Consider the following 26,987-nt stretch of genomic DNA (forward strand, 5'->3'; position numbering starts at 1 on the left):
CCATTGCCGAAAGCCCCGTTAACTGCTCATCAGCGTTGGCAAATACAGCACAATCGATGGGAATACAGAGATCAGTACTATGGCAACCGCGATCATAAAAAAGAATGGCAACGCAGCTTTTGCGACATACAGAATATTCTTCCCGGTCAGAGCCTGAATAACAAACAGGTTAAAACCTACCGGCGGTGTAATTTGTGACATTTCCACCACCAGTACCAGAAAAATACCGAACCAAATCAGGTCAATATTCGCCTGTGTGACCATAGGCAACACCACTGACGTGGTAAGTACGATGACGGATATTCCATCCAGAAAGCAGCCCAACACCACAAAAAATACTGTCAGACAGATAATCAGCTGTACTGTCGATAATCCCTGCTCAGCAATCCAGCCCGCCAACGCGTTCGGAATGCCAATAAAGCCCATCGCCAGCGTCAGAAAATGCGCGCCGATCAGTATCAGCCCCAACATGCATGAGTTCTTTACCGCACCGGCAACGCTGTCGATAAAGCCCTGCCAGGTAAAACTGCCCAATACTGCAGACAATAAAAAAGCTCCCGCCACACCAAACGCTGCGGCTTCTGTCGGCGTCGCCACGCCCTGATAAATAGACCCCAACACGCCACCAATGAGCATAACAATTGGTATCAGCTTGGTCAGCGCCTGGAATTTGTCCCGGGTGCTATATTCGACCTCATCTGCCACTTTTGCAGTTCGCCCCTTGAGAACAGTCCAGCCGATGGTAAACGCCATAAATAAGCAGATCAGTACCAGACCGGGAAACACTCCGGCCAAAAACAGACGCGCAATAGATACCTCCGCTGATACGCCATAGACGATCAGAATAATTGACGGCGGTATCAGCAGTCCCAGCGTACCAGAACCTGCCAGTGTGCCGATCGCCATAGTGTCATCATAACCACGCTTAGACAGCTCCGGCAGTGTCATTCTGCCAATGGTTGCAGCCGTCGCGGCAGAAGATCCGGACACCGCTGCGAAGATTCCGCAGCTGAGTATATTTACATGCAGCAGCTTACCCGGCAGCTTTGATAACAGCGGTGAAAGCCCTTCAAATAAATCCTGTGACAACCGGGTACGGAATAATATTTCCCCCATCCAGATGAACAGAGGTAAAGCCGTCAGCGACCAACTGGTTACAGCACTCCAGGAAGAAGTTCCGAGTAACAGTCCGATGCTTTCATTGCCAATCAGGCTCAAACCAATAACCGAAAGTCCGGTCAGGGTAAGTGCCACCCAAACGCCACTGGTGAGCATTAGCAACATGCAAACCACCAGAATAATGCCTGTCATTGTCATATCCATGTTCTACTCTCCACTTTCCAGCGCAGCTTCATGGCTGATATAACCCGGCGTGTTACCACGCAATGCAGTGAAAAAATTATCTGCTACTGCGATCAACAGAAACAGTGATCCCAATGCCATTGGCATTTGTACCAGCCACAACGGCATCACCAGATAGGTGTCAGTTACATCATCGTAGGCATATGACTCATACACCGTATAAAGGGTGTACCAGGCAGAATATCCAACAATCAGTAAAGCAACGCTGATGTTCACCAGCTCCAGCCAACGGCGGGTAACGCCTCTCAGGCGAGACAACAAAATGGTTACCCGGATATGCCCACCAGCATTAAAGGTATAGGCCAGGCCAAAGAAAATTGTGGCTGATAACAACCAGCCGGCGAAGTCTTCCGAGGAAGGAATAATCACACCGAAAATACGGGCAACAATTTGCGCCAGAATTAACAGCGTCATTACCACCAGACAGCTGCCTGATAAAACAGCAGAAGCTAAATAGAAGTAATGTCTTAGAGTTTGCATATTATTATTTTTACCCGACATCTTTACCTGACCTGAGCATCCGTAAGGCGCTGTACTTCATTCTGCTTACTTAAGAAAACTGTTAGCAAAACACCAGTGCCTTACATATTCAGGCCATAAAAACGGAGTGATGTTTACCCGTGAGTGCAGCACGGGCGACATCAGTTAAACAGCATGATTAAAGTGCTTTGTAAGTATCAAAGACCGACTGGCCAGAACTTCCGGCTTCATTCAGCCATTCGCTGATCATAGTATCGCCGATCTGACGCATTTCAGTTTCAAGCTGCGCGCTTGGTGCAGTAACAGTCATGCCGTTCTCTGCCAGAGTATTGGTATGCTCTACCGCCAGTTTCCGCCCCAGCGCCCAGCCATTTTTTTCTGCATTAGCTGCAGCTGTCAGAATGACTTGCTGAGTGTCGGCATCCAGTCGGTCGAACATCTTCTTGTTGGCAAACACCATGTTCTTAGGAATCCAGGCATGGATAGTGGTGAAATTAGAAATGTAATCCCAGCTCTGACTGTTCACTCCTGTGCTGGGAGAAGTAACCATGGCATCAATAGCATTGGTGGTGAATGCCTGTGCAACATCACTGAAAGGGATATTTACCGGGGTTGTACCCATCAGATCTGCCAACCGTGAAGTCGTTGGGCTATATGAACGCATTTTCAAACCGCTCAGATCAGCAAGGCTATTAACTGCTTTATTCGAATAAAGGTCCTGAGCCGGCCATGGAGAGGTATACAGCAGGATCAGGTTCTCTTTCGCCAGCGCTTCGCTCAGTGCAGGCTTCGATGCCTGATAGAGTTTTTCTGCACTGTCGAAATCAGTTGCCAGAAACGGAATGTTATCCAGCTTAAAGATTGGATTAATATTACCCAGGCGGCCGATAAATACTTCGCCTATCTGTACCTGACGGGTTTTAACCGCCCGGTGAATTTCCGGATGCTTAATTAACGAGCCACCGGAATGAACATTGATGGTTAGCTTGCCAGCCGAGTTGGCACTCACTTCTTCAGCAAAGCCGCGTGCTACCTGAGTCTGATGCGTACCATCGCCATAAGGCGTAGGCATTTCCCAACGGGTTTCAGCATAACTGCCGGCTGCCGTTCCCAGGGATAATACCGACGCCAGCATTAACGCTGCTTTTTTGGTTACAGATTTCATTATTATTCTCCAAAGTTAAGGTTAATTAGCGATACCAATGGCATGTGCTGATTACCTATATGGCAAAGCTTGTACCAACTCTGAAAAATATTTTTTATCTGTTCAAAAACAAAAAGTTATCAACAACCGAAGAAAACATAAAAAGCATGACTGAGTCACTTTTGACACTGCATATCTATCGCCACTGAGTCACTTTTGACTCAGTCATCCAAAAAAGTCTGACGCTCAAGCCCATACTTCTTCATTCTCAGGTAAAGCTTCTTGCGGGGAATACCTAATGCGTTAGCGGTTTGCTCTGCATGGCCGTTATTCGCTTTCAGTGCAGCAAAAATCAGCTCCCTCTCATAGCTTTCTACCCGCTCATCAAGACTGCCATCAGTGAATTCAACTACCGGGCTGACATTATCAATGGTGAGCCCCAGCGCCCAACGCTCAGCTGCATTCTGTAATTCCCTCACATTCCCCGGCCAACTTTGCATGCTCAACTGCTGCAGTAACAAAGCAGGTACCGGTCGGCTGTCCCGGCTAAACCGCTGAGCAGCACGGTCCACAAAATGAGAAAACAGTAAGGGTATATCTTCTTTCCGCTGATCAAGACAAGGGATTTCCAGGCCCGCTACATTCAGGCGATAATAAAGGTCATCCCTGAAGTCACCGGCATCAGCAGCTTCACGCAGATCTACCTTTGTAGCTGCCAGTACCCGAATATCCACTGCGATATCGGCATTGCCGCCTAAACGCTGTAACACCCGCTCCTGCAGCACACGAAGTAAACGAACCTGGAGTGAGGCCGGCATACTTTCTATTTCATCCAGAAACAGCGTACCGCCACTGGCGTATTCTATTTTACCAGTGCGCCGTTTCTGGGCCCCTGTAAAAGCGCCCGCTTCATGGCCAAACAATTCGCTTTCAATGACCGATTCAGTCAGTGCTCCGCAATTTAGCGCCACAAACGGCTTTTTTGCCCGCGGGCTAAAGTCATGCAAACATCTGGCAACAACCTCTTTTCCCGTTCCTGTAGCACCATTGATAATCAGATCTACATCCACCTGTGCTAACTGCAATACCGTTTCACGCAGCCGCCGGATAGATTGCGTCTGGCCGACTAAGCGCTTATCAATTTCATGCTGGCCTTCGATCACTTTTCTCAATGAACGATTTTCCAGCACTAGCTGACGCTTTTTCCAGGCACGCTGAACAGTGTTCAGATGATGTTGCGGATCATCGGTTTTCTCCAGAAAGTCATAAGCCCCCATACGGATTGCCTGAATGGCAATTGCTATATCAGAGTGACCGCTAAACATGATCACAGGGATTTCCGGATCAATCTCCAGCACCTGCTCCAGTACTTTAAGGCCATCCATAATGTCCATGCGCACATCGCAGATAATCACCCCCTGCCATGCCACTGAGCAAACAGCCATAGCTTCCTGTGGGCTTTCAAATGCAACAGCGCTATACCCTTCCAACTGAAGGGTCTGAATCATTGATTCACGAACGATCTCTTCATCGTCAATAACGATTACCTGGCCATCAGTCATGGCAGTACTCATGCATTACTTCTCCGATACTCGGGTAACTGGATACAAAACGACGCCCCTGATGCCGGTGTATTCTCCGCCGTCAGTTTGCCGCCAAAGTTCTTAATTATGTTATAGGAAATCGACAGACCTAAGCCCAGATTCTGACCGCGACGTTTAGTGGTAAAGAAAGGCTCAAAAATATTATCGCTCAGGTCGCTGCTGATACCTGGCCCATTATCCCGGACATAAACATCCAAACGTTCATCACGCTTTGTACAGCTAATCTGAATGCGTTTATCCGCCTGCTCCCTGATAGCATCCAGCGCATTCGTCAACAAATTGAGCATCACCTGTTCAAGCTGAATAGAATCCGCATATACCAGGCTTGGCTGCGCATCAAAGCTTACGTCAATGTCGGTGAGTTTACGTACCTCATCACCTTCCAGCATCAGCAGAACGTTATCCACAACCTGCAGTAGATCCACGGCCACAAAGTTGTCCTGTTGTTTGCGGGCTAAGGATTTAAGACGGGTGATAATAATCGTGGCGCGCTTAGTCAGATTAGAAATCTGATTAAGATTTTTCTCAGTTTCTTCCAGCCGGCCGGACTGAATCAGACGTACGCCGTTATGCGAGTAATGCCCGATGGCGGAAAGTGGCTGATTAATCTCATGAGCAATACCTGCCGATAACTGTCCCAGTGCCGCCAGTTTACCCGCCTGCACTAGCTCTTCCTGCAAACTACTTAACTGATCACGGAAACTCACCAGTGAGCGCGCCATCGTGCCTATCTCGTCATGACCCTTCACCTGCACTCTGGCATCAAGATTACCATTGGCGATCGCCCGCATACTGGTATCAAGGCTGGTAATTCGCGCCACCATGTTTCGCCCGACATACAACCAGACAATTAAAATAGAAAACAGTAAGCTCGCTGCCACCATCAGCAGCATCCAGATACGGCTCTTTTTGATAGTTCCCTGAGCATTCTCTGCAGAGCTTTTCGCCGCCGCTTCAGTCTTATTGGTCTGAACAGCAATTAACTGATTCAGAGATCCCAGCTGTTCCCGAATCTGCGCTAGCAACGCTTCACCCTCGCCAAGAATCCCCCGTTCCTGGCTCCGAATGGTAAACATATTATTTTCACCGCGGGTCAGAAAGACAATATTCACAACTGTTTGCGTCAGCGCCTGTACTCCGTGTAATTGTTCAACAGCCTTAAGATCCTGCTTTATGCGGGTAATAATTTCATCTGAATGGGTCTGTGTGGCAATCAGTGAGTTCAGATCGGGCAGATGCTGGGCACGGTCCACCAGATTAATCAGCAGATTCACATCCGCTTTGATTCTGAATAAGCGCTGTAAATCAGCATTAATGGTGCTGATTGCATCCTTGCCAAAGTTATTCATGACTATCCAGGAATCCGGAAAATCCTGATTAAACTGACTAAATAAATTCTGCTGAACATTCTCTGTCAGAGTATTGATGTCACTCAGAAAACTCGACGCAACCCATCTAAGACGTTGGTTTTCCGACTCTTTCTGGCGTTGAATTTCCAGCTTATGGAAAACATTCCGATCGAGTTCCGCAAGGGTATTGCTCAATGTTTCGATTTGCCCAAACAGCGCTTGTTGTGCCTGATGATCCTGGGTGACAGCCGAGATTCGGGGTAACAGATCGCTCATAACCGTAATATTGAGGTTTAGTTCACGGTGTATCTGCTGCCTGGTTTGTTCATCTTTCGCCGCCAACAACGTTGGTGCCATCAAGGTGATAGTGGTGCCACGTTCCTTTAGATCCGCCATCAGACTCAGAGTATAAATATTGCCTTCTACGACTCGGTTAAACTCATCTCCCAAACGGTTATAAGAGATCCAGCTAACAATACTGGCCAACAGAGTAAGCGCACTCAGCGCGCCAAATGCAATAAACAGTCGACCACGGAGCCCAAGACGGTGACGAGGTTTCATAAACAGGATGCCTTGATGAATCTATGCTGCATGATAGTCATAACAGGGATTAATTAGAAACCCGGACATAGCATTCCTGAATAAGAATGCAGGTATCAAAAGCAGATCATATAGACAGGCGCATACAAAAAAAGGGATCCTAATAAGAATCCCTTTTTATCTTTCTATCTTTAAACAAAGCCATTACTCAAGAAAGGCTTCTAAGATATGTCAATCAGCGTAATCAGATTGCGCCTTTAACTTTGGCAACATCTTCAGGGCTTAACCACTGAGTCCAGACATCTTCCTGAGTTTTCAGGAACTCAATTGCACCTGTCTCACCGTCAGCCTGATTATCCAGCATGTAAACCAGTACTTTACCTACCTGATCGGAGTTGTAAGCGCGCTTCTTCAGATACTCTACGACGGTAGGGTTCTCCTTGGAAAACTCACTGGCAACAACTGTAAATACATCTGAAGCTGGGAAGCGGGAACGTTTAGGCGTATCACATTCAGGATCGGAGACGCAGTTATCCCAGTTGTCCTGTTCGTAACCGTCAACAAAATCCAACTTTTTCAGCTCATACTTTGAGATTACAGCAGAAGGCTGCCAGTAGTAGCCAAACCATGCTTCGTTACGGTCGTATGATTTAGCAATTGTACCGTCCAATCCAGCCCCGGAACCCGGATCAACACTGACGAAACCATTACCTTCCAGGTTATAAGCGCTTGGCTTGATCAAACCGTCATTCAACACCTGGCAGGACCAGCCGGACGGACAGTTAACAAATGCACCTTTGCTTGGGTCTTCTTTAGAAGGGAACAGATCTTTACGCTTCAGAACATCATCAACGGTATTTAGCTCCGGATGATTGTTCGCAACAAATTCAGATACATACCAGCCTTCGTAAGCATCCGGAATCAGCTTAGTGGTAATTTCCACTTTGCCGGCATCTTCTGCTTTACGTAACTGATTAATAACTGCGTTTGCCCAAAACTCAGGGGCAATGTGTGGACGTCCTTTAGCTTCCATTGACGCCAGACTGGTAATCGCCGCCCCCGGAACTAATGTAACGTTACAGCCAAAAGCTTCTTCCAGAATGAGTTTATCCAGGTTTGCAGCAAACTCTGCTGACGGCCAGGACATCTCAACAATCGATACGTCTCCACAGTCTTCTGCCATAGCGGTAACAGATGCACCCATTACGGCGGCAGCTATAAGGCCTTTCACGAATACCTTTTTAAGCATTTTCGAACCTCTTTTTTATTATTGAACATTTATTCAATATAAACTTAACAGGCTAAGAATCTTTAATAAAGTTTATAAGAATGATTTATGGCCTCTAATAGAAAAACTAAACGATAGTTTCAGTCGAAAATAGTGCAAACCTGCATATTTTCAAGTGCTACATTAGCCCACTTCCCATCCAGTTGATGTACAACTGAGACTAACTGACTCTTCTCTGGAAAGCACCCTCACAGGCCTTTATCTCTCACATACAACCAACAAAGTTGAACCATACCTGACATCACCTGCGATCAGCTTTAGGCCCAGAATTAAGCATCTCTCACCCTGAGCTATTAGAGCACCGCTCACTTATCCACAACTACGATAAATTTCTATTATCAAATGATATTTATTATTAACTTTATTATTGAGTTGCTTTCCCTATGATCAGCGCAATCCAATTTGAAGACCACTATGTCTGATTCAGGCTGCTAACGCAGCACCACCAACAAATGATCAGACGGTACAACGCCGGTCGCCAATATCAGCACTGCTGATAATAGCCACACCAACTGTTTCTACATCCTGGATCAGGGCTCAGGCCCATCATAAATACGTACAAAGACCTTCTGTGCTCGGCATATTCAGTAGCACCCGGTACTTTTTACATTGACAAAAAAACGACCGTTTCGCGGTCACCTGCAATAAAAATAACGACTTGTCAGGAGACAATCTCATGAGCAACACAAGCACTCTTTCATCTGGTGCCTACGAAGGCACTAAGAGGAAAGGCATGTTGGAAGGGGTCGACCTTCCTGTATTCTTGATCAGCGGTGGCGTTCTCGTGCTGTTCGCTATTATGGCGATGTACGATATTGAGCTCGTATCAGGCATGGTGAACAGTGCATTTGCGCTGTCTACTAAGTATTTCGGTGCCTACTGGCAAGTACTTCTGTTACTGACATTCGTGATTGGATTATTTCTCAGCTTCGGCCGCACGGGTTCAGTTATGCTAGGTGGTTTGAAAGCACCTGAGATGACAACCTTTAACTGGGTTTCTATCCTGATGTGTACCCTACTGGCAGGCGGTGGTGTTTTCTGGGCTGCAGCTGAACCAATGGCCCACTTCACTTCACCACCACCTTTATTTGGCGGTGAAACTGGCACTCCGGAAGCAGCTTATAACGCGCTGGCCCAGAGCTTCATGCACTGGGGCTTCCTGGCCTGGGCTATTTTAGGCAGCCTGACCGGCATCGTACTGATGTACCTGCACTATGAAAAAGGCTTGCCCCTTAAGCCACGTACCTTGCTTTACCCTGTCTTTGGCGAACGTGCACTGAAAGGACCTATCGCAATCATTGCTGATGCCAGCTGCGTATTAGCAGTTGTTGCCGGTACTGTTGGTCCAATAGGTTTCCTTGGCCTGCAGGTAAGTTTCGGTCTGGAAAAGCTGTTCGGCATTCCAAATACTTATACCACTCAGCTAACAATTCTGATTGGCCTGATGGCACTTTATACCCTCTCTGCAGTGAGCGGCGTAACTAAAGGCATCAAGGTTCTGAGTAACTTAAACGTAGCACTGGCTGTTGGCCTGATGGCTTTCATCTTATTCTTCGGCCCTACTGCGTTTATCATTGATAGCTACCTGCACTCTTTCGGTATCTACATTGATAAATTCGTTTCTATGGCGACCTTCCGTGCCAGCCCAGGCTGGTTAGACTGGTGGACTGTATTTTTCTGGGGCTGGTTCCTGGGCTACGGCCCGCTGATGGCGATGTTTGTTGCACGCATTTCACGTGGTCGTAGTATTCGTGAGCTGGTACTGACTATCTCGATTGTTGCACCGGTAATCACTTGTTTCTGGTTCACTATTGTTGGCGGGAGTGGTCTGTCTTTTGAGCTGGATAACCCTGGGATTATTTCTGAACCCTTTACCGGTTTTAACTTACCGGCGGCACTGCTTGCGATTACCGAACAGCTGCCTATGGGCTTCACTATTTCTGTACTGTTCCTGATCCTGACAACTATTTTTGTTGCGACTACCGGCGACTGCATGACATATGCAATCTCCATGGTAATGACCGGTCATGATTCACCACAAAGCTCTGTACGTGTGTTCTGGGGCCTGGCAATGGGTGTTATGGCTGCCATCCTGATCTCTATCGGTTCAGGCGGTATTTCAGCACTACAATCCTTTATCGTTGTAACAGCAGTACCTGTATCACTGGTACTGCTGCCATCACTTTGGAGCGCACCACAAATTGCGCGCAAGATGGCAGATGAGCAAGGCTTATAAGCCTAACTCAGGCTGATAATAAAAAGGCGCTTCAATTGAAGCGCCTTTTTTAATTCTGCAACTCAGCAACAACACGGCTGTCCGTTCTTGCTCAATACACTAATCACTCACTAAACCGTTAACATACTGCATTACTCTTTCGCCTTATCAACTAAAGATTAGCTGGCGGTCTGTTCCTGCCTGGATGCTGTATCGTCATCAGCACAACTCTGGTTTCGCCCCAAAGATTTTGCTTTATACAATGCCTGGTCAGCCCGGGAGATGAGTGTCTCTGCTGTTACCTTTTGTAAATCAACAGCCAGTGCGTACCCCACACTTATGGTGACTGACTTTTCTGTCAGCTTAGATGCCTGATGCTCAATTTTTAACTGATAAACCGCGTTTCTGAGTAACTCAGCAACGTCCTTCATGTAAGCAGAGTTTGGTGCAGAAAGAATAATCGCAAACTCTTCCCCTCCATATCGGGCAATCAGATCACCAGGACGGCGAATCACATTTATATTACGCAACGCTTTAGCCACATTGCGTAAACATTCATCGCCGCATGGGTGACCATAAAAATCGTTGTAACGTTTAAAGTAGTCGATATCTACCAGTAAAATACCCAGAGATTTATTTTCACGCTGACAATAAAGCCACTCTTTTTCCAGATGATCATCAAAACAACGCCGGTTAGCCAATGAAGTAAGGCTGTCTGTAGTAGCCAGTACTTCGAGCTCCCGGTTGGCTGTTTCCAGCTCCATCCGGGTAATATTCAGCTCCGCCGTACGAACCGCTACCTTCTGTTCCAGATCATCTTTCGCTTTTTGCAGATATTGCTTTTTAACTTGCTGACTCCGTACCACATAAGCCAGTAATAACAGTGTCATCACTAAAATAACCGTGAGAACACCCAATATTGCCTGACGCGTTTGATAGTAGGATGCCAAAGCCTCCTTTACATCTATTTCAGAGGTAATGCCGAAGCCTAAGTCGTGGTCCCACAACCAGGCACCAAATACAGGTACCCCACGGTAATCACGGTACCCATTCATATCAGACCCTGAAATGCCCTGCGTAGCACTGGCAGCCATGATCGTTAACGGCCACTGCTGCGGTAATGTATCCGGTTTAAAGCCAAGCAAAGTATTACCACCAGGGTCAGTAATACGAATATTCATAATGCTGTTACTGTCGTGACTAATTAATCGACTGTTAACTAACTGGTGTTCGAAACGACTTTCAGTAAGCAGCATGCCATTTTTATCAAAGGCGTATGTTTCCCCTGTATCTCCCAGCCGGGCCAGTCCAGACACATGATTAAACAAAGTATCGAGGTTGATCTGCAAAGCCAGTACAGCTTTCACCTGACCATTCTGCTTAACGGGAGACACAACAAAAATAGATAGGTGCGCGCTCTCTGCCGACACCTGCCCGGTGTCAGTGCTATCTGACGACAAAGTTGGTATGAACAGGGTTTCACCCTGAAATGCGCGATCCAGATAATCGGGACGCTGCATCTGTATCAGGTTTAATCTATGTAATTCTTCATCCCGCAAAGAGGCTATATTCGTCCGCTGCGGTGAAATTATATAAAACCCCAGATCCTTTTCCCGTTGTAAAACCGGCCCAATAAAGCTGCGTAACTCTGCTAATGAACCTTGATGATGCTCAGTACCGGAGCCTCCATGTAACATAGCCTGAACAGGGGAAGACATTGCCAGCTCGACAGCATCACGCTTACGGTACTGTATCCAGATCTGATAAGTGGTAACTGTGGTTTTAAGAATAGTCTGTAACGATGCGCGAATCTGCAGTTTGGTGGCTTGCTCAATATTGTTAATTGCAAATCCGGTAGCAGACGTAATAACAGCAATAAAAACCAGCGTCAGTGTAAAAGTAAATAATGAATACTTATTGATCGTTAGCATTCAGGTAGACTCCGTAAAGACTGACCTTCCTGCCAGTCAGAAATTAGCCTTACCCTGGCTATATCAACAATTGCAGTATAACGAGTTGAAGGGGAATCGCCTCTTAATTCTTGAATAATTTTCAAACACTTGTGTGAAAACAGCTCAGAAAAATCATTAAGTAACATGAACGATCAGCTCAGAACTACATGGCTTTCTGAGAAGAACATTCTCCATTTTTCCTGACCGACTATTAGAAATTGTGACGAGCTCTCCTCTGCCTTATCAATTCTGACCGAAAAGATTGTCCGCCAAGTGGGAAGCTGATAGCTTTTATACAAATACCGCACGACAATGGAATAAAGATGATCGACCAAGAGCTGGAAACACTCACCCACTTCTACAACCTGATTATTGATTTCTTCATCAATTACAGTTTTCAGGTCATTGGCGCCATTATCATCCTTATCCTTGGTCTGATAGTTGCCCGCTGGGTTGGCAATCTGACACTCAAACTCTGTAAACGACATAATGTCGACATCACACTTAGCCACTTTATCAGCAGCACCGTCAGGCTATTACTTATCGCCATGGTCGCCATTATTTGCCTCGGCAAATTCGGCATCAGTGTCGCCCCCTTTATTGCTGCAATCGGTGCTATATCGCTGAGTATTGGGTTTGCTCTGCAGGGTGTATTCTCTAACTACGGTGCGGGCTTCACCATCATAATCACCCGACCTTTTGTAGTAGGTAACACCATCCGTTGTAATGATGTTTGCGGAGTTGTAGAAGAAATCCGTCTGGCTTATACCCTGCTCTCAACCGAAGATGGCGAGATCATCACTATTCCAAACAAGCATATTGTCGGGGAAGTATTAGTAAACTCATTCGAAAATACCGTTGTTGAAGCAGAAATTGGCATCAGCTACAGCGCCGATCCGGCCCAGGCCATTACTCTGATCAAACAGCAATTAAGCAACAACTCAAACATTGTTGATAAGCCTTTACCGCAGGTGGGTATTGCCTCGTTTGGCGATTCCAGCGTGAATATCGCCTACCGCTACTGGGTGCCTACAAGACAATTATTTGAAACACAATTTCAGATCAACGCCGCGGTTTACAGTGCATTCAAAGCGAATAATGTTGAGATTCCATTCCCGCAGCGAGAAGTGACACTGTTAAGTCAGCAATAAAGCCAGGAAGCTAAATAAAATAAGGCAGCAAAATAAAATCAGACCTACATTTTCATCCACAGGCAGCAGTGCTCACAACGCAGAAAAACTATAGAGCACTGCCGTCAGTAACTTGTATTCGCCTGCTTACCGTTCCAAGACTTCCATTATTAATTACTTAAATTGAATGCTGATAATTCATTCCAGAAAAGCATTTCATTTTTTGCAACACTGCCATCCAAATATATCAATATACGCAAGACAAACTTTACACTAAACTTGCCCCATTACAGTCACTGAGCATCTCTATATAATGCTCCGCGACTCGGAATAATCTTTTATGGCTGACAGGCCGTAAAGCAGAATAATGAACGCCTGTTCACAGGCTAACTAAAGAGATACACAGACCATGTCTAATAACTACTTCAACACTTTGCCACTGCGTGAGCAGCTGGCTCAGCTGGCTAAATGCCGCTTCATGCACCTGAACGAATTCGATGAAGGCGTAGAAGCGCTGAAAGGCAAAAAGATTGTTGTTATCGGTTGTGGCGCACAGGGCCTGGCACAGGGCATGAACCTGCGTGACAGCGGCTGTGACGTTTCTTACACACTGCGTGCTGCTGCTATTGCTGAAAAGCGTCAGTCCTGGAAAAGTGCTACTGAAAACGGTTTCACCGTTGGCACTTACGAAGAACTGATCCCTACAGCTGACGTTGTACTGAACCTGACGCCTGATAAGCAGCACACACCTGTAGTTGAAGCTGTTATGCCGCTGATGAAAGAAGGCGCTTGCCTGTCTTACTCTCACGGTTTCAACATCGTTGAAGAAGGTATGCAGATCCGTGACGACCTGACAGTAATCATGGTTGCACCTAAGTGCCCAGGTTCTGAAGTACGTAACGAATACGTGCGTGGTTTCGGTGTTCCTACCCTGATCGCTGTTCACGAAGACAACGATCCTAAAGGCGAAGGTCTGGCTCTGGCTAAGGCATACGCTGTTGGTACTGGCGGTCACAAAGCTGGCGTACTGATGTCTTCTTTCGTTGCTGAAGTTAAGTCCGACCTGATGGGCGAGCAGACAATCCTGTGCGGTATGCTGCAGACTGGTTCTATCCTGTGCTTCGACAAGATGGTTGAGAAAGGCATCGATGCGGGTTACGCGTCTAAGCTGATCCAGTACGGCTGGGAAACTATCACTGAAGCCCTGAAGTACGGCGGCGTGACTAACATGCTGGACCGTCTGTCTAACCCAGCGAAGATCAAAGCTTTCGATCTGTCTGAAGAACTGAAAGTTATCATGCGTCCACTGTACAACAAGCACCAGGATGACATCATGACTGGCGCTTTCTCCAGCGGCATGATGGCTGACTGGGCGAACGACGATGCGAACCTGCTGGGCTGGCGCGCAGAAACTGCTGAGACTAATTTCGAGAAGACTCCGGCAGGCGACGTTGAAATTTCTGAACAGGAATTCTTCGACAACGGCATCCTGATGGTTGCTATGGTTAAAGCGGGTGTTGAACTGGCTTTCGAAACTATGACAGCTGCTGGCATCATCGCTGACTCTGCATACTACGAGTCTCTGCACGAAACACCGCTGATCGCTAACACTATCGCACGTAAGAAACTGTACGAAATGAACGCGACTATTTCTGATACAGCAGAATACGGTTGCTACCTGTACAACCACGCGTGTCTGCCTCTGCTGACAGATTTCATGAAGAGCATCGAAACTGACGTTATCGGTAAAGGCATGGACCTTGCTGACAACGGCGTAGACAACGCGCGTCTGATCGAAGTTAACGCTGCTCTGCGTGCTCACCCGGTTGAAGCAATCGGTACTGAACTGCGTGGCTACATGTCTGACATGAAGAAAATCGTATAAGACTTTCTCCACAGGCATGACTGTCTGAACCACAAGTTCAGATAAGCAAGCATACGAAGGCCGGAACGCTTCTTTTAGAAGTATCCGGCCTTTTTTATATCTACAGAGACCTTTGTAAAACGCCTAATGATATTCCCCAAAATACCCAAGCCTTTTGCAAAGCTCTTTACCTACATTTTATAACTGGCTATTACAGACTGCAGAGCAAATTATGACTATCCGTTTTGACAATCTTAGTGTCGACTTCGACGAGCGCTTCCAGCTCGAGCAGATCAACTGGAAAATCGAACCACAACAGCACTGGGTAATTACCGGTACCAATGGCGCGGGAAAATCAGCCCTTGCGGCCGTTCTTGCCGGTGTGGGAGATATTCTCGAAGGCAGCGCTGAAGGCATGCCAGCCAAAGTCGGCCTGGTTTCATTTGAAGCTCAGGCAGAACTGATTGCTGCTGAACTGAAAAAAGATGATGCCGATATCATGGATGTGATTACTGAAGGTACATCGGTAAAAGACATCATCGCACAGGTATCTGATAACCAGACTTTAATTGACGACTTAGTCGCTAAGTTTAAGCTTGAATACCTGCAAGAACGGGCATTTCGGAAGTTATCCACTGGTGAATCACGTAAGGTAATGCTGATTCGCGCCCTCGCCAGTGAACCGGATATGCTAGTACTGGATGAACCTTTTGATGGACTGGATGTGGATACGCTGGCCATGTTACAGGCCTATTTAAGTTCGCTGATCAAAACAGTACCTATGATTATGGTGTTGAACCGCTTTGATGAGTTTCCGGATTTTATTACTCATATTGCCTATATGGATCATGGACGTCTGCAGCTAACAATCGATAAACAGGATCAGCAAGCATATGACGAGCTGTATAAACTGCTACACCTGAAGACCACTGATTTACAGGTACCTGATGCAGATCCTGAAACCGCCATTCCAGCATTAAATCCGCAAGACCCTCTGGTAAAGCTAAACGGCATAAACATCAAATATGCAGATAAAGCCATTATCAAGAATCTGAACTGGACGATTAATCCTGGCCAGCACTGGCAACTCAGTGGTCCTAACGGTTGTGGTAAAACCGGTTTGCTGTCGCTGATTACCGGCGATCATCCACAATGCTATGTGAATGATATTTTCGTGTTTGGTTTTCAGCGCGGTAGCGGTGAAAGTATTTGGCAAATTAAGCAGTTCATAGGCTATGTATCCACTGCTCTGCAATGGGAATACCGAGTCAGTATCAGCCTGCGAAATGTTATTATCTCCGGTTTTTACGACAGCATCGGTCTGTACAGCAAATATACTGACCGTCAGCGCAGTATTGCCGATCAGTGGCTGGCATTATTAGGTATGACTGACCGTGCTGATCAGCCATTTAACAAACTTTCTTACGGTGACCAGCGCCTGCTGCTAATCGCCAGAGCCATGGTAAAACACCCACCACTACTGATCCTCGACGAACCTTGCCTGGGCCTGGATGATATGAACCGGCAGCTAGTGCTTAGCCTGATTGAAAAAATCTGTGCAGATAGTGAAACCACCGTGCTTTATGTAAACCATCACCCGGAAGACAAGATCAAAGGTATTGATCAATATCTGGCATTGGAAAAAAATCAATAACATCCCCCCCACTGCCTGCCCTAATGTGTCAGGCAGTTCCTCCTCCCGAATACCTTTCCTAATCATCTGTTTTTATTAGATATAACCTTCGAAAAAACACCTTAATAGGAATGATTTGCAATAATATTTACATTGTTTTAACATGCCAGCCGCTGTTTTTTACCATAGGTAAAACTTACCTGAATAGCAGCAAATACTGAACCAGCCAGCTGACGACATCATTAAAATACGTCTGTCAGCAAGCCATTCAAAGATCGGCGAAACACGCCGCAATTATAGCCAAAGGGCCTGGTCCCTTATTGCTTCTGACGATTGGATGGCTCTGGTATGCAAGGCCTGCAAAACTACTTCCGCGCCCGGATGAATATTCTTCGTGCGCCCCGAAAACCTCTGTCTGTTCAATACACAGCATTTCTAATCCACAGTTTCGTTGGCCTGAAACTCAGTCTGTTATTTACAGTTGTGTTACTCAGTGGTGCTTTAGCTGTTCTGTCTTTGGAAATCGACTGGTTACTGTATTCTGAATTCCGCGCCTCTCCAGGAGATGTGCGGCTCGGTGCTGGCGAATTACTGGATCGCTTACAGGCCGCATATCCGGAATTTGGTTTAAGCTTCTTTGAAACAATGAGTCAGCACCCTGGATTTGCATCCTTTGCAATGTTTAACGATGCTGCCGGCGGCTTCCGTTACGCCTGGATTGACCCATACACTGGCGAAGTTAACGGTGATACACCAGTCCTGACACCGGGCCGTTTTATTGGATTCCTTCACTCTACACTGTACTTACCCGTAATTGGTCGCAGTGTAGTGAACGTATTCGGTCTGCTCACTCTACTGTCTCTGATCGCGGGTCTGTACGCCTATCCAAAATTCTGGCGCTTCTTCTTCCGGTTACCCCGTACTCAGAATGCCCGGCTATTCTGGTCTGATCTGCATAAGCTCATCGGTCTTTGGAGTTTATGGTTTGTGCTTATCATTGGCGTTACCGGCACCTGGTGGTTTTACGAAAACCCACTTATCAGCCACCTGGATGCACCAAACCCAGTGGAACCGGCCAATATCAAGCCATTGCTTAGCTACGCAGACATCGACAATGTCTCAGGCACTATGCTTAGTGCTGCCAGCATGATCACAACCGTCAGAAAAGCATATCCAGACGCTCAGATTCTTGGTATTAACCCTCCTGAGCACAATGCCGATCCTTACACAGTCACCTTCGCCGGCGACGCCTGGCTGGTGCCGAACGGCCGGCAAAATAAGCTTTACCTGAACCCTTTTACCGCTGAAATTATTGCCAGCCATACTGTTGATAAGTACACACCGGCACAACGGGCTGATATGGCTATGCCGCCTCTGCATATTGGCAACTGGGCCTCAGGAAACGCCTTTGACTTACTGATCAAACTCATCTGGTTTCTGTTTGGAATAGGCATGACGGCACTCTGTATCAGTGGGTTGATTATCAATCTGAAGCGTACTGCCCGTGCCGCCCGTATTGTCTATTCCCGCAATACTCTTATTCGCCGACTGCATAAATCATGGCGTATTACACGCCCCTGGGGCAGACCTTTCGGCGTATTCAAATACATGAACGTTTTGCTAATTTTAGGTATCTGCGCAGGTTGTGGTATAGCCCTGACACTAAGCAGTCAGGGCACTAAAGGTGCGGGCTTCCTATACCAACCTCAGTCTGTGAGTAACTGGAAAGTATCGATGAATGCGGTGGCCGGCCTGTTGGAAAAAGACCTCAACCCTATCCGGCCAAATGCTTCGGTCAACTTCAATGTTGCGCTGCCCGACGAAGCCGCTGAAGTATTCAAATTTACCTATCTAAGGGTCGGAGAACCCCGCACGTTACGTGCTCCGGGAGTTCTGATTCATGGCCCTAAAGGATCACGTCATGCGGATATTCACCTGCCCCGCACACTAACCGGCAATGAACAGATCTGGTTAACTGCAATTGGCTGGAACGGCCAGGTATATCAGACCAGCTGGTCACTGAATGCCAACGGCAAGGAGACAATCGATGGACGTTAAAAACATTAGCCGTCTATTATGCACAACCGCTGCACTGCTAACGGTAATATTACCTGCGCACAGTTATGCTGACGGCGCTGATGTCAGTTGTGAAACTGAAGGTAGCCGCCAGATTTGCTCAGTTGAGTTAGACGAAATCAGCCCGGCTAATCTTTCAATTGAAGTTATGAGTCTGGACCTGTACCGCCTGAATAAAACCCGGACAGACCAACAGGGTAAATTTAACTTTATCACCCCAAAACAAGATTACTTCCTGCTAATTGATGCCGGCCCCGGCCATATTTTTGATGTTGGACCGGAGCATTACGCCAGCCACTAAGCAGACATTCCGCCAGTAAACCAAATAACAAAACTCTCTCAAGGCCCCACCCAGCTATTCGCCAGGCACTGCCCTGATCAGGTATACCACCTGTAATTTATAAGGAAAGCAGTTCTATGAAACCCCGAATGAACTCCTCTGTGCTGGCGCTGGCGATTTGCAGCGCGAATGCGGTACTCGCAGCAGAAGTAACCCAGCAAGAAACCGTTGTAATCAACGCAAAGGCCCTTGGCTATTCGGAAGAAGGGCCTGCAAGCAGTACCAAGTCTTCACGGCCTATAAGCGATTCACCATATTCAATTTCCATCATTAATCAGGCTCAGCTGAAAGATACCGGCGCACAAACTCTGCAAGACGCTCTGACGTATAACGCAGGTGTGCAAGCAGGTGAATTTGGCGTCGACAGTCGAACTGATACCGTGGTGATCCGTGGCGCTGATGTGTCTTATTATCTGGATGGGCTTCGCACAGACTATGGTTTCTATAACCGTGCCCGTATCGAACCTTATACACTGGAAAACATTCAGATATTAAAAGGCCCTGTATCTTCTCTATACGGCCAGGGCTCTCTGGGAGGAATTATTGCTGCTGACTCTAAAACACCACAAGGGGAAGAGCGTACCGAAATTGGGTTACAGGCAGGCAACCGAAACCGTGCCCAGATAAGTTTAGACACTCAGGGCAGTGTGGCGGGTCGTAATGATCTCAACTACCGTCTGGTGGCTTTAGGCCGTAAAGCAGATCAACAGGTAGATCATGTTGAAGATAACCGCCTGCTGCTTAATCCTTCTCTGCACTGGCAAATCAACGAAGCTACAGACCTGACGGCTATAGCCCTGGTACAACGTGACAAGTCCGGTTCAACCCTGCAGTTCCTGCCACAGGAAACAACAATTGGCCTACCGGAAAACCAGAGACTGCCTACTGATACTTTTCTGGGACATCCTGACTTTGATAAATACGAGACAGAAACTGATTCAGTCACACTGAAGCTTAAGCACAAGTTCAACGATACCTGGAAATACAACTCTAACTTCCGCTACCTGAGGGGCGAAGGCGATTACAACAGCCAGTACGCTATTTCTAAAACAGGTATTATCGATGCGCTGGTCGCCCAGGGCCTCCCAAGAGCTAATGCAACAACACTGATCAATACGCAATTCCCGGGCAATAATGTGCCGGTACTATCCGAAGCCATCAATCGTGAGCTCAGCTCATTGGGCTGGGATAACCAACTGACAGCTAATTTCGAAACAGGTGAAGCGGAACACGAGGTGACCCTGGGGCTGGACCTCAGCCATAACACGCTAAGAGAATCCCGCTGGAATGACCAGACCAGTCTGCTAACGGCCATCCAGACAAATAACGCTGCAACACTGGCAACCAAACAGGTTGACCCGTTTAACCCGTCACCAAACCTGCCAACAAATGTCGTACTGACTAAACGGCCAACCAATACGCTGAAGCAGCAAGGCATCTATCTTCAAGACAATATTCGAATTAATCAATGGGACCTGAGAGCTGCGATGCGCTGGTCACACTACTCCAGCAGTTTCGATAATGGCACCAGACGCTCCGGTGATAAACTGTCCGGCCGTTTAGGTGCATTGTATAACTTTGATAATGGTGTCTCGCCATACATCAGCGTAGCCACAGCATTTGATCCAACTGCAGGCTCTGACGGCAGCGGTAATCCGTTCAAACCACAGGAAAATATACAGTATGAAGCAGGAATAAAATTCCAACCGGACAGCAGCCTGTCGCTGAACACTGCTATCTACCACACCACAGAGGAAAACCGCCTGGAACGCGATCCGGCCAACCCTCTACTGGGCAGCAGGATTCAACTGGAAGAAGTGACGATTAAAGGCTTTGAAGCAGAACTGCGTAAAGACTGGAATCGTTTCAGCCTGCTAGCAAACTACACCCATGCAAAGACTGAAGTGACTAAAGACAGTACTGGCAAGTTCCTCGGTAATGAACTGGCGGGCCGCCCGAAAGATATGGCTTCCATATTCGGTAAATACCGAATTAATGAGGCACTGGAAGTTGGTTTAGGTAGCCGGTTTGTAGGTTCCAGCGACAACGGATACGGTACCCTTCGTACTCCATCCGTTACACTTTATGATGCGCTGGCAAGCTACGACATTGCTGACTGGCAGCTATCTCTGAACGTACGTAATCTGGCAGATAAAAAGTTTATTTCGGCCTGTAGTGGCAACAGCGCTTGCTACTACGGAGCGCGTCGTACCATTCTGCTCAATGCCCGTTACGAGTTCTGATACTTCACAAAACAAAAAAAGCCGGACTGCCTGAGCAGCCCGGCTTTAAGCCCCTGCAAAAGGCTTAAACTTTTTTCCAGATGTTCCGGTAAGTTTTAAATCGCTATTTTCAGTGCTAATCCGATTAACACCACGCCGCTGACTTTATCCACAGTCGCAGCGCCTCGCTGCATCTTCGCTAACAGCCCAGTCCTTGCCAGTAAAACAGTCAGCAGGATATACCAGCCAGAATCGATCACAGTTACGGTCGATAGCATGATTAGCTTATCCGTCAGCAACAAATCTGCAGATACAAATTGCGAGAACAGCGCGATAAAAAAAACAGCCAGCTTAGGATTCAGCACTGAGACCATAAGTCCGTCCCAGGCGGCCGCAGATACGGGCACTTGCTTCCCATCCAGTGCTAACTGACTGCCCTTTGAACGCAGTGCTTTAATACCCAGCCAGGCCAGATATGCGGCCCCCACATAAGTAATTATCTGGAAGATCTGCGGGGTTTCTACCACCAGTACAGCCAGCCCCCAGATTGTCAGCATGGCCCACATAGCCACACCAATAGCATGACTCAGGGACGCTATTACGGCATGGCGTGTACTGTTACTCAGAGCATGACGCAGCACGACAGCCAGACTTGGTCCCGGGGACATTGCCCCCAGACAACAGACTGCTACCAGTGATAACCAGGTCACTAAACTCATTACGCTGCACTCACATCGATTTTCAATAGCGGCAGTGTAGTCGCTTAGTCTATATGCGAGAAATGCATTTTCTTAATGAAAGGTTATGATTTCAAATCATACTCATGTGGTGAATACAGCGAAGCTTTAATTTGTGCAGCAATACACTCCCGCAACCAACGATGTGCCGGATCAGCATCATGCAATTCGTGCCAGTAAAGATAGTAATTAAATGCCGGTGCCTCAACGGGTAATTGCCGATATGTCAGGGGATATAATTCCATGGCATTACGGGCAATATGTGCCGGCGTGATTAATAACATATCGCTGTGTACCAAGGCAGGAAAAGCCGCAGCAAAGAAAGGCACTTCATAACGTACCCGACGCTGCTTACCCTGGCTTTGCAGTAAACGGTCAAAGAAAGAGTCTTTATCTCCGCCGCTGCTTAGCTGTAAGAAAGGAAACACCAGCATATCATCCAATCCGAACGCCTGACGTTGTGCCAGAGGATGATTCTCTGCCAGCAGACACACCGGAGAGTCCTGCCCTATATGCAAATGGCAAAGGCTGTCTGCGCTGTCCAGACTCACAGTAGAAACCAGGTCCAGTGCAAGCTGGCCAACTTTGTTCAGCCAGTCTGGTTGCCACATTTTATAAGCAATATCGATTTGAGGCGCTTCCTGAGCCAGCTGCTGGAGAATATCCGGAAAGATAAACTGGGCAACATAATCACTACAGGCAAAGCTAAATTTGCGCTGACACGCCGCCGGATCAAATAAAGGGGTCTGTTTAAGCTCACTGATCTGGCCGAGAATTTCCTGCACCTGTGGTAACAGCTGCTTTGCCCGGCTGCTAAGCAGGTACTCGTTACCATCCCGTATCAATAAAGGATCATCAAAATACTCCCGTAGCTGCCCTAACTGCCGGCTCATCGCCGACTGAGTCAGATGCAGCTGGTCTGCCGCACGGGTCACATTACGAGTTTGTAACAACACCTGTAACGCTTTGAGTAAATTAAGATTTAAATGATCCACATGCCCAGCCATCAGAGAAACAGTAGGTAGTCATCTTACCTTATTTGTCCGTTTTTCAGCACTGACCTTATGAGCCCGGTCTGAAAAGTACCTCACATATAAAGCTGATAACCACTACAAAATCACAGTAAACTGATATCAGGTAATACGAAATGGCTGGTAGCGCGCCAGCACTTCCGCCAACTCATTAAAGGCAGTGTGCAAATGTGATAACTCATCACGCGCCTGTTCTTCATCTCCCCTGCTATGCATAGCGACCAGTTTGGATGCCAACGCAAGGAAATCAGCCTGTGCTCTGGACAAGCGTTCCAGCCAAACTGGGTCAAACAGTTGCTCCTGACGGGCGCGGGTAATCCAGGCCCGGAAATGACAGTTTTCCACAGCCATAATCCCCCACGGATCATCCTGCATACGCGGGGCAATAATTTTCGCTTCGAAATTCTGATACCAGTGTTTAGTGGTTAAGCGCAGCAGCTGAATTTTGTTGTCTTCATTACTACGTACCATCTGTGCAAAACGTCGCCATTGAGAGTTTGGCGAATAATCTTTCAGCCACTGAGGAACTTCACTGGCAGGCATAGGCCGGGCAATTCCGTATCCCTGAGCTTCGTTACAGCCCATACTCAGCAGCATTAAACCATGTTCAGTGGTTTCCACCCCTTCGGCAATGACATCCCGGTTAAACGAGTCTGCGAGCCCCAAAACCCCATCAATAATGGCGTAATCGTTCGGATCGACCAGCATATCCCTTACGAAACTCTGATCAATCTTAATAGTTCCCGCTGACAGGCTGCGTAAATGCGCCAGTGAAGAGTAGCCTGTGCCGAAATCATCCAGAGCAATTTTAACACCGAGCTTATTCTGGCAATTACGAATAATTTCACTGATGACATCAAGATCACCTAACGCACTGCTTTCCAGTACTTCTAACTGCAGGCAGCTGGTTTGAATATTGGCAAACCGTGCTAACTGAGTGGCAAAGTTTTCCAGAAAACAATCCGATCTCAAATGATTAGAAGAAATATTGATACTGACTTCCAGCTCCAGCCCCTGATCTGTCCAGTCGCTCAATTGTTGCAGGGCTTCACTGATAACCCAGTCACCCAGCAAAATTTCCAGTTCGGTACCTTCAACTGCGGGTAAAAAATAGAATGGTGATAACAGACCTTTTTCAGGATGTTGCCAGCGTATGAGCGCTTCCACACCAAATACATCGCCGGAACGCATATTCACTTTCGGTTGGTAATACAGACAGAAATGACGCATATCCAGACTGGTGGCAATCTCATCCAGTAACTGGTTTTGCTGGATCAGCTGCTGGTCCTTTTCTGTGTTAAAGAAATGATAACGGTTACGGCCAGCTAATTTCGCCTGATACATCGACTGATCAGCATGGCGCATCAGAGTATCCAGATCGGCGTGATCATCCGGATAAAGCGTTACGCCAATAGACGCACTGATACTGATTACATGCCCGTCAATCATATAGGGGTGTGAAAGTAATCCGATAATGCGCTGCAGAATTGACTCACAATGTTCCAGCGACTGAATATCTCCCAGCAGCATCGCGAACTCATCGCCGCCCTGTCTGGAAACAGTATCCTCTTCACGCAAAGCTGTATTGATGCGTTTGGCAACTTCAATAATCAGTTGGTCTCCGACTTCATGGCCGTACTGGTCATTTACCGGCTTGAAGTCATCCAAATCCAGAAAACAAATTCCTAACTGCTTGTTATGACGCTTACTGTGAGCAATCGCCTGCCGAAAGCGGTCCGCAAACAGAGTACGGTTAGGTAGCCTTGTCAGCTCATCATAATGGGCCATAAGCCGGAGTTTATTTTCCTGCTCTTTATGCTGAGTAATATCCGATGCCAGCCCAACATAGTTAAGTACGTCACCACGGTTATTCCGTATTGCCGATATTTTCATCAGGATGGCATACGTGTAACCCTCTTTATGACGATTCCAAATCTCTCCCTGCCAGTGTCCGTCTCGACGCAAATTGCGCCACAAATCTTCATAAAAACTGCGCGGATGGCGGCCTGAGCTAAGTAGCCCGGGCTGCTGGCCTACCGCATCTTCAGCGCTATAACCGGTTAATTCTGAGAAGCGTGTATTCACATCAACTATGGTGCCGTGAATATCCGTCACCATGATAGATTCATGAGTATCATTAAAAATACGTGCAGACAGCTGCAGCTTTTCATCCGTCTGGTGCCGTTCAACCGCAATTGCAACCAGTTGAGCAGCAAATTCGATAAGCTTAATATCATCGTCTTCAGGAGAATGAGGCCGGGGATGGTAGATCGCAAACGTACCCAGAACTTTATTGTTGGCCCCCATCACTGGTTCAGACCAGCAGGCCTTCAAATTTGCCTGGGTCGTTAACGTTAAAAATGGCGCCCAGTTAGGATGATTATCAATATCGGAGACAATAACCCGTTGCTTAGTATATGCTGCACGGCCACAACTACCGACCATTTCACCTATTTCTACACCGTCTACGGCCTCATTATAGAAGTCTGGCAAGCTCGGCCCTGCCCCGGTAAACAGCTGATTAGTTTTCTCATCTAACAGCAACACGCTGCCTAAGCACCCAGGACTCTGAGTTTCAATTGTTTCTATTATCGCTTCCAGGATAACGTCCAGCGAAGCGCCTTCCAGCAACAGCTCAAGCACTTTGCTACGGGTCATATCCAGTGCTTCAATTTTTTTCTGGCGGGTAATATTGGTATTTATTCCAATCAACCGGGAAGGTTTACCATCTTGCCACTCAACTGCTTCAGCGATGCCCTGTAGCCATATCCAGCCACCCGCAGCCGTTTGAACCCGGTACTCTGATTCGCAGGCTTCGCCAGATGTTGCTAATAATGCATATTCAGCCAATATTTTCTCTTTATCCGCTGGATGCAGCCGTCTCTCCCAATCTTCAACACTTGCCTGATATTCCTCAGGTGCATATCCAATCATGCGGATATACTCATCGCTAACCAAAACAGTATTTGTCGCCACATCAATATCAAACCAGGCCTGATGAGATGCGCCCAGCGCCAGATTTAAGCGTTTTAAATTATCATTCAGAGTACGGGTGCGTTCATCAACGGTTATTTCCAGCAAAGAATGATTGTTTTTTAACCGACTGATTAACATAGCAATCAGAGTAATAAATCCGCAGAAGAAAACCGCCACCAACAGTTCCAGCGCTAACAGAAAGCTGTCCAGATAGCCCTTCGCCGGAGCAACCCGGAATATCCACAAACCATTCGGCACCTGAATATCAAAACTTTCAAAATCATCAATTAGCGGCTCTGCTGAACCCGCAATCGGTACTTCCTTACCATTCAGCGCATCCAGCCGGGATAAACGGTATGCAAAGCCACCAGCCTCCAATCGATGAAGTAATGCCTGTTCAAGTATTTCAGGAAAACGGATCAGTACAGAAGAGAACCCCCAGAAGATATTCTTCCCTTGACTGTCTGATAAGTAGATAGGCAAACGTCCGACAGCCCCTACACCGCCCTGCTTAAGTTCAAAAGGGCCTGCAAGCGTCAGTTGACCCGAAGCCCGGGCAAGAAAAGCAGGTTTGTCTCGGTTCTGATCCACCAGCAAATCGTAACCAATAACCGCCTCATTACCCGCCAGAGGAATAACTTGCTGGATCACCCCAGCTGGCGCAAGTTCCAATGCTGATGCACCGGTATAAAATGGCAACATTTCTGCAGCCAGCTTTTCAAAACCATCGGTGCTGCCATTTTGCATCCGCACCATAGCCGCCACAGGATAAGTAGCCGATAGCGCCTGACTGATATTCGCTTCAATCAGGCTGACATAGCTGGTAGAAAGCTTCTCCAGCAACATATGTTTTTGCTGATACCGGTAGTTTTCAACAAAATAAATGACACAGCCGCTGATGATTATGGCAACCAGTAAAATTAACCGTATCGTCAGCGAACGTTTGAGTTCGTAAAGCATTTATTACCTTCAGGTATATGTGTCTGGCTAAACATTCACAGACATAAAATGCTGTCCTTGCAATCACTTATATAAGATTAAGGA

At 47.1% G+C, this 26,987-nt stretch carries 17 protein-coding genes; 7 read left to right on the forward strand and 10 right to left on the reverse strand.

Going from position 1 to position 26,987, the window contains the following annotated elements:
• Positions 1 to 18 precede the first annotated feature (18 nt).
• The 6 genes from OCU49_RS19965 to OCU49_RS19990 all read right to left on the reverse strand — a co-directional run bounded on the left by OCU49_RS19965 (position 19) and on the right by OCU49_RS19990 (position 7,728).
• Complete coding sequence (locus OCU49_RS19965) at positions 19 to 1,323, reverse strand: TRAP transporter large permease (protein ID WP_261842303.1); 1,305 nt, start codon at positions 1,321 to 1,323, stop codon at positions 19 to 21.
• Between the two features lie 3 nt (positions 1,324 to 1,326).
• Positions 1,327 to 1,842 carry a TRAP transporter small permease gene (locus tag OCU49_RS19970; RefSeq protein WP_261842304.1) on the reverse strand — a complete coding sequence of 172 codons (516 nt, stop codon included), beginning with the start codon at positions 1,840 to 1,842 and terminating at the stop codon, positions 1,327 to 1,329.
• A gap of 178 nt (positions 1,843 to 2,020) precedes the next feature.
• On the reverse strand, positions 2,021 to 3,007 hold the full coding sequence (locus tag OCU49_RS19975) for a TRAP transporter substrate-binding protein (RefSeq protein ID WP_261842305.1): 987 nt from the start codon (positions 3,005 to 3,007) through the stop codon (positions 2,021 to 2,023).
• 200 nt (positions 3,008 to 3,207) lie between these two features.
• Entirely contained in the window at positions 3,208 to 4,560 is a 1,353-nt protein-coding gene (locus OCU49_RS19980; RefSeq protein WP_261842306.1) for a sigma-54-dependent transcriptional regulator, read from the reverse strand.
• Entirely contained in the window at positions 4,557 to 6,500 is a 1,944-nt protein-coding gene (locus tag OCU49_RS19985; protein WP_261842307.1) for an ATP-binding protein, read from the reverse strand. The genes OCU49_RS19980 and OCU49_RS19985 overlap by 4 nt, the downstream gene beginning before the upstream one ends.
• Before the next feature lie 223 nt (positions 6,501 to 6,723).
• Positions 6,724 to 7,728, reverse strand: coding sequence for a glycine betaine ABC transporter substrate-binding protein (locus tag OCU49_RS19990; RefSeq protein WP_261842308.1), 1,005 nt, complete (start codon positions 7,726 to 7,728; stop codon positions 6,724 to 6,726).
• 715 nt (positions 7,729 to 8,443) lie between these two features.
• Between OCU49_RS19990 and OCU49_RS19995 the strand changes: the two genes are divergently transcribed.
• Positions 8,444 to 10,003 carry a BCCT family transporter gene (locus OCU49_RS19995; protein ID WP_261842309.1) on the forward strand — a complete coding sequence of 520 codons (1,560 nt, stop codon included), beginning with the start codon at positions 8,444 to 8,446 and terminating at the stop codon, positions 10,001 to 10,003.
• Between the two features lie 158 nt (positions 10,004 to 10,161).
• Here the strand turns inward: OCU49_RS19995 and OCU49_RS20000 are convergent, their stop codons facing one another.
• Complete coding sequence (locus OCU49_RS20000) at positions 10,162 to 11,913, reverse strand: diguanylate cyclase domain-containing protein (protein ID WP_261842310.1); 1,752 nt, start codon at positions 11,911 to 11,913, stop codon at positions 10,162 to 10,164.
• Between the two features lie 344 nt (positions 11,914 to 12,257).
• Here OCU49_RS20000 and OCU49_RS20005 point away from each other — a divergent pair, with 344 nt between their 5' ends.
• The 6 genes from OCU49_RS20005 (at position 12,258) to OCU49_RS20030 (ending at position 21,220) form a co-directional block, all read left to right on the forward strand.
• Positions 12,258 to 13,085 carry a mechanosensitive ion channel family protein gene (locus OCU49_RS20005; RefSeq protein ID WP_261842311.1) on the forward strand — a complete coding sequence of 276 codons (828 nt, stop codon included), beginning with the start codon at positions 12,258 to 12,260 and terminating at the stop codon, positions 13,083 to 13,085.
• A 388-nt stretch (positions 13,086 to 13,473) separates the two neighbouring features.
• Positions 13,474 to 14,949 carry a ketol-acid reductoisomerase gene (ilvC, locus tag OCU49_RS20010; RefSeq protein WP_261842312.1) on the forward strand — a complete coding sequence of 492 codons (1,476 nt, stop codon included), beginning with the start codon at positions 13,474 to 13,476 and terminating at the stop codon, positions 14,947 to 14,949.
• Positions 14,950 to 15,160: 211 nt separating this feature from the next.
• On the forward strand, positions 15,161 to 16,582 hold the full coding sequence (gene modF / locus OCU49_RS20015) for a molybdate ABC transporter ATP-binding protein ModF (RefSeq protein ID WP_261842313.1): 1,422 nt from the start codon (positions 15,161 to 15,163) through the stop codon (positions 16,580 to 16,582).
• A 327-nt stretch (positions 16,583 to 16,909) separates the two neighbouring features.
• Positions 16,910 to 18,619 carry a PepSY-associated TM helix domain-containing protein gene (locus tag OCU49_RS20020; protein WP_261842314.1) on the forward strand — a complete coding sequence of 570 codons (1,710 nt, stop codon included), beginning with the start codon at positions 16,910 to 16,912 and terminating at the stop codon, positions 18,617 to 18,619.
• Entirely contained in the window at positions 18,609 to 18,938 is a 330-nt protein-coding gene (locus OCU49_RS20025; RefSeq protein ID WP_261842315.1) for a hypothetical protein, read from the forward strand. The genes OCU49_RS20020 and OCU49_RS20025 overlap by 11 nt, the downstream gene beginning before the upstream one ends.
• Before the next feature lie 116 nt (positions 18,939 to 19,054).
• Positions 19,055 to 21,220 carry a TonB-dependent siderophore receptor gene (locus tag OCU49_RS20030; RefSeq protein ID WP_261842316.1) on the forward strand — a complete coding sequence of 722 codons (2,166 nt, stop codon included), beginning with the start codon at positions 19,055 to 19,057 and terminating at the stop codon, positions 21,218 to 21,220.
• Between the two features lie 95 nt (positions 21,221 to 21,315).
• On the opposite strand, the gene OCU49_RS20035 is transcribed toward OCU49_RS20030, so the two are convergent.
• The 3 genes from OCU49_RS20035 to OCU49_RS20045 form a co-directional block, all read right to left on the reverse strand.
• On the reverse strand, positions 21,316 to 21,918 hold the full coding sequence (locus OCU49_RS20035; RefSeq protein WP_261842317.1) for a LysE family translocator: 603 nt from the start codon (positions 21,916 to 21,918) through the stop codon (positions 21,316 to 21,318).
• Between the two features lie 83 nt (positions 21,919 to 22,001).
• Entirely contained in the window at positions 22,002 to 22,931 is a 930-nt protein-coding gene (locus OCU49_RS20040) for a LysR family transcriptional regulator (protein WP_261842318.1), read from the reverse strand.
• A gap of 138 nt (positions 22,932 to 23,069) precedes the next feature.
• Positions 23,070 to 26,903 carry a bifunctional diguanylate cyclase/phosphodiesterase gene (locus OCU49_RS20045; protein ID WP_261842319.1) on the reverse strand — a complete coding sequence of 1,278 codons (3,834 nt, stop codon included), beginning with the start codon at positions 26,901 to 26,903 and terminating at the stop codon, positions 23,070 to 23,072.
• Positions 26,904 to 26,987: the final 84 nt, after the last annotated feature.

It is taken from the genome of Aliamphritea ceti (assembly GCF_024347215.1).
In the GTDB taxonomy this organism is placed as follows: Bacteria; Pseudomonadota; Gammaproteobacteria; order Pseudomonadales; family Balneatricaceae; genus Amphritea; species Amphritea ceti.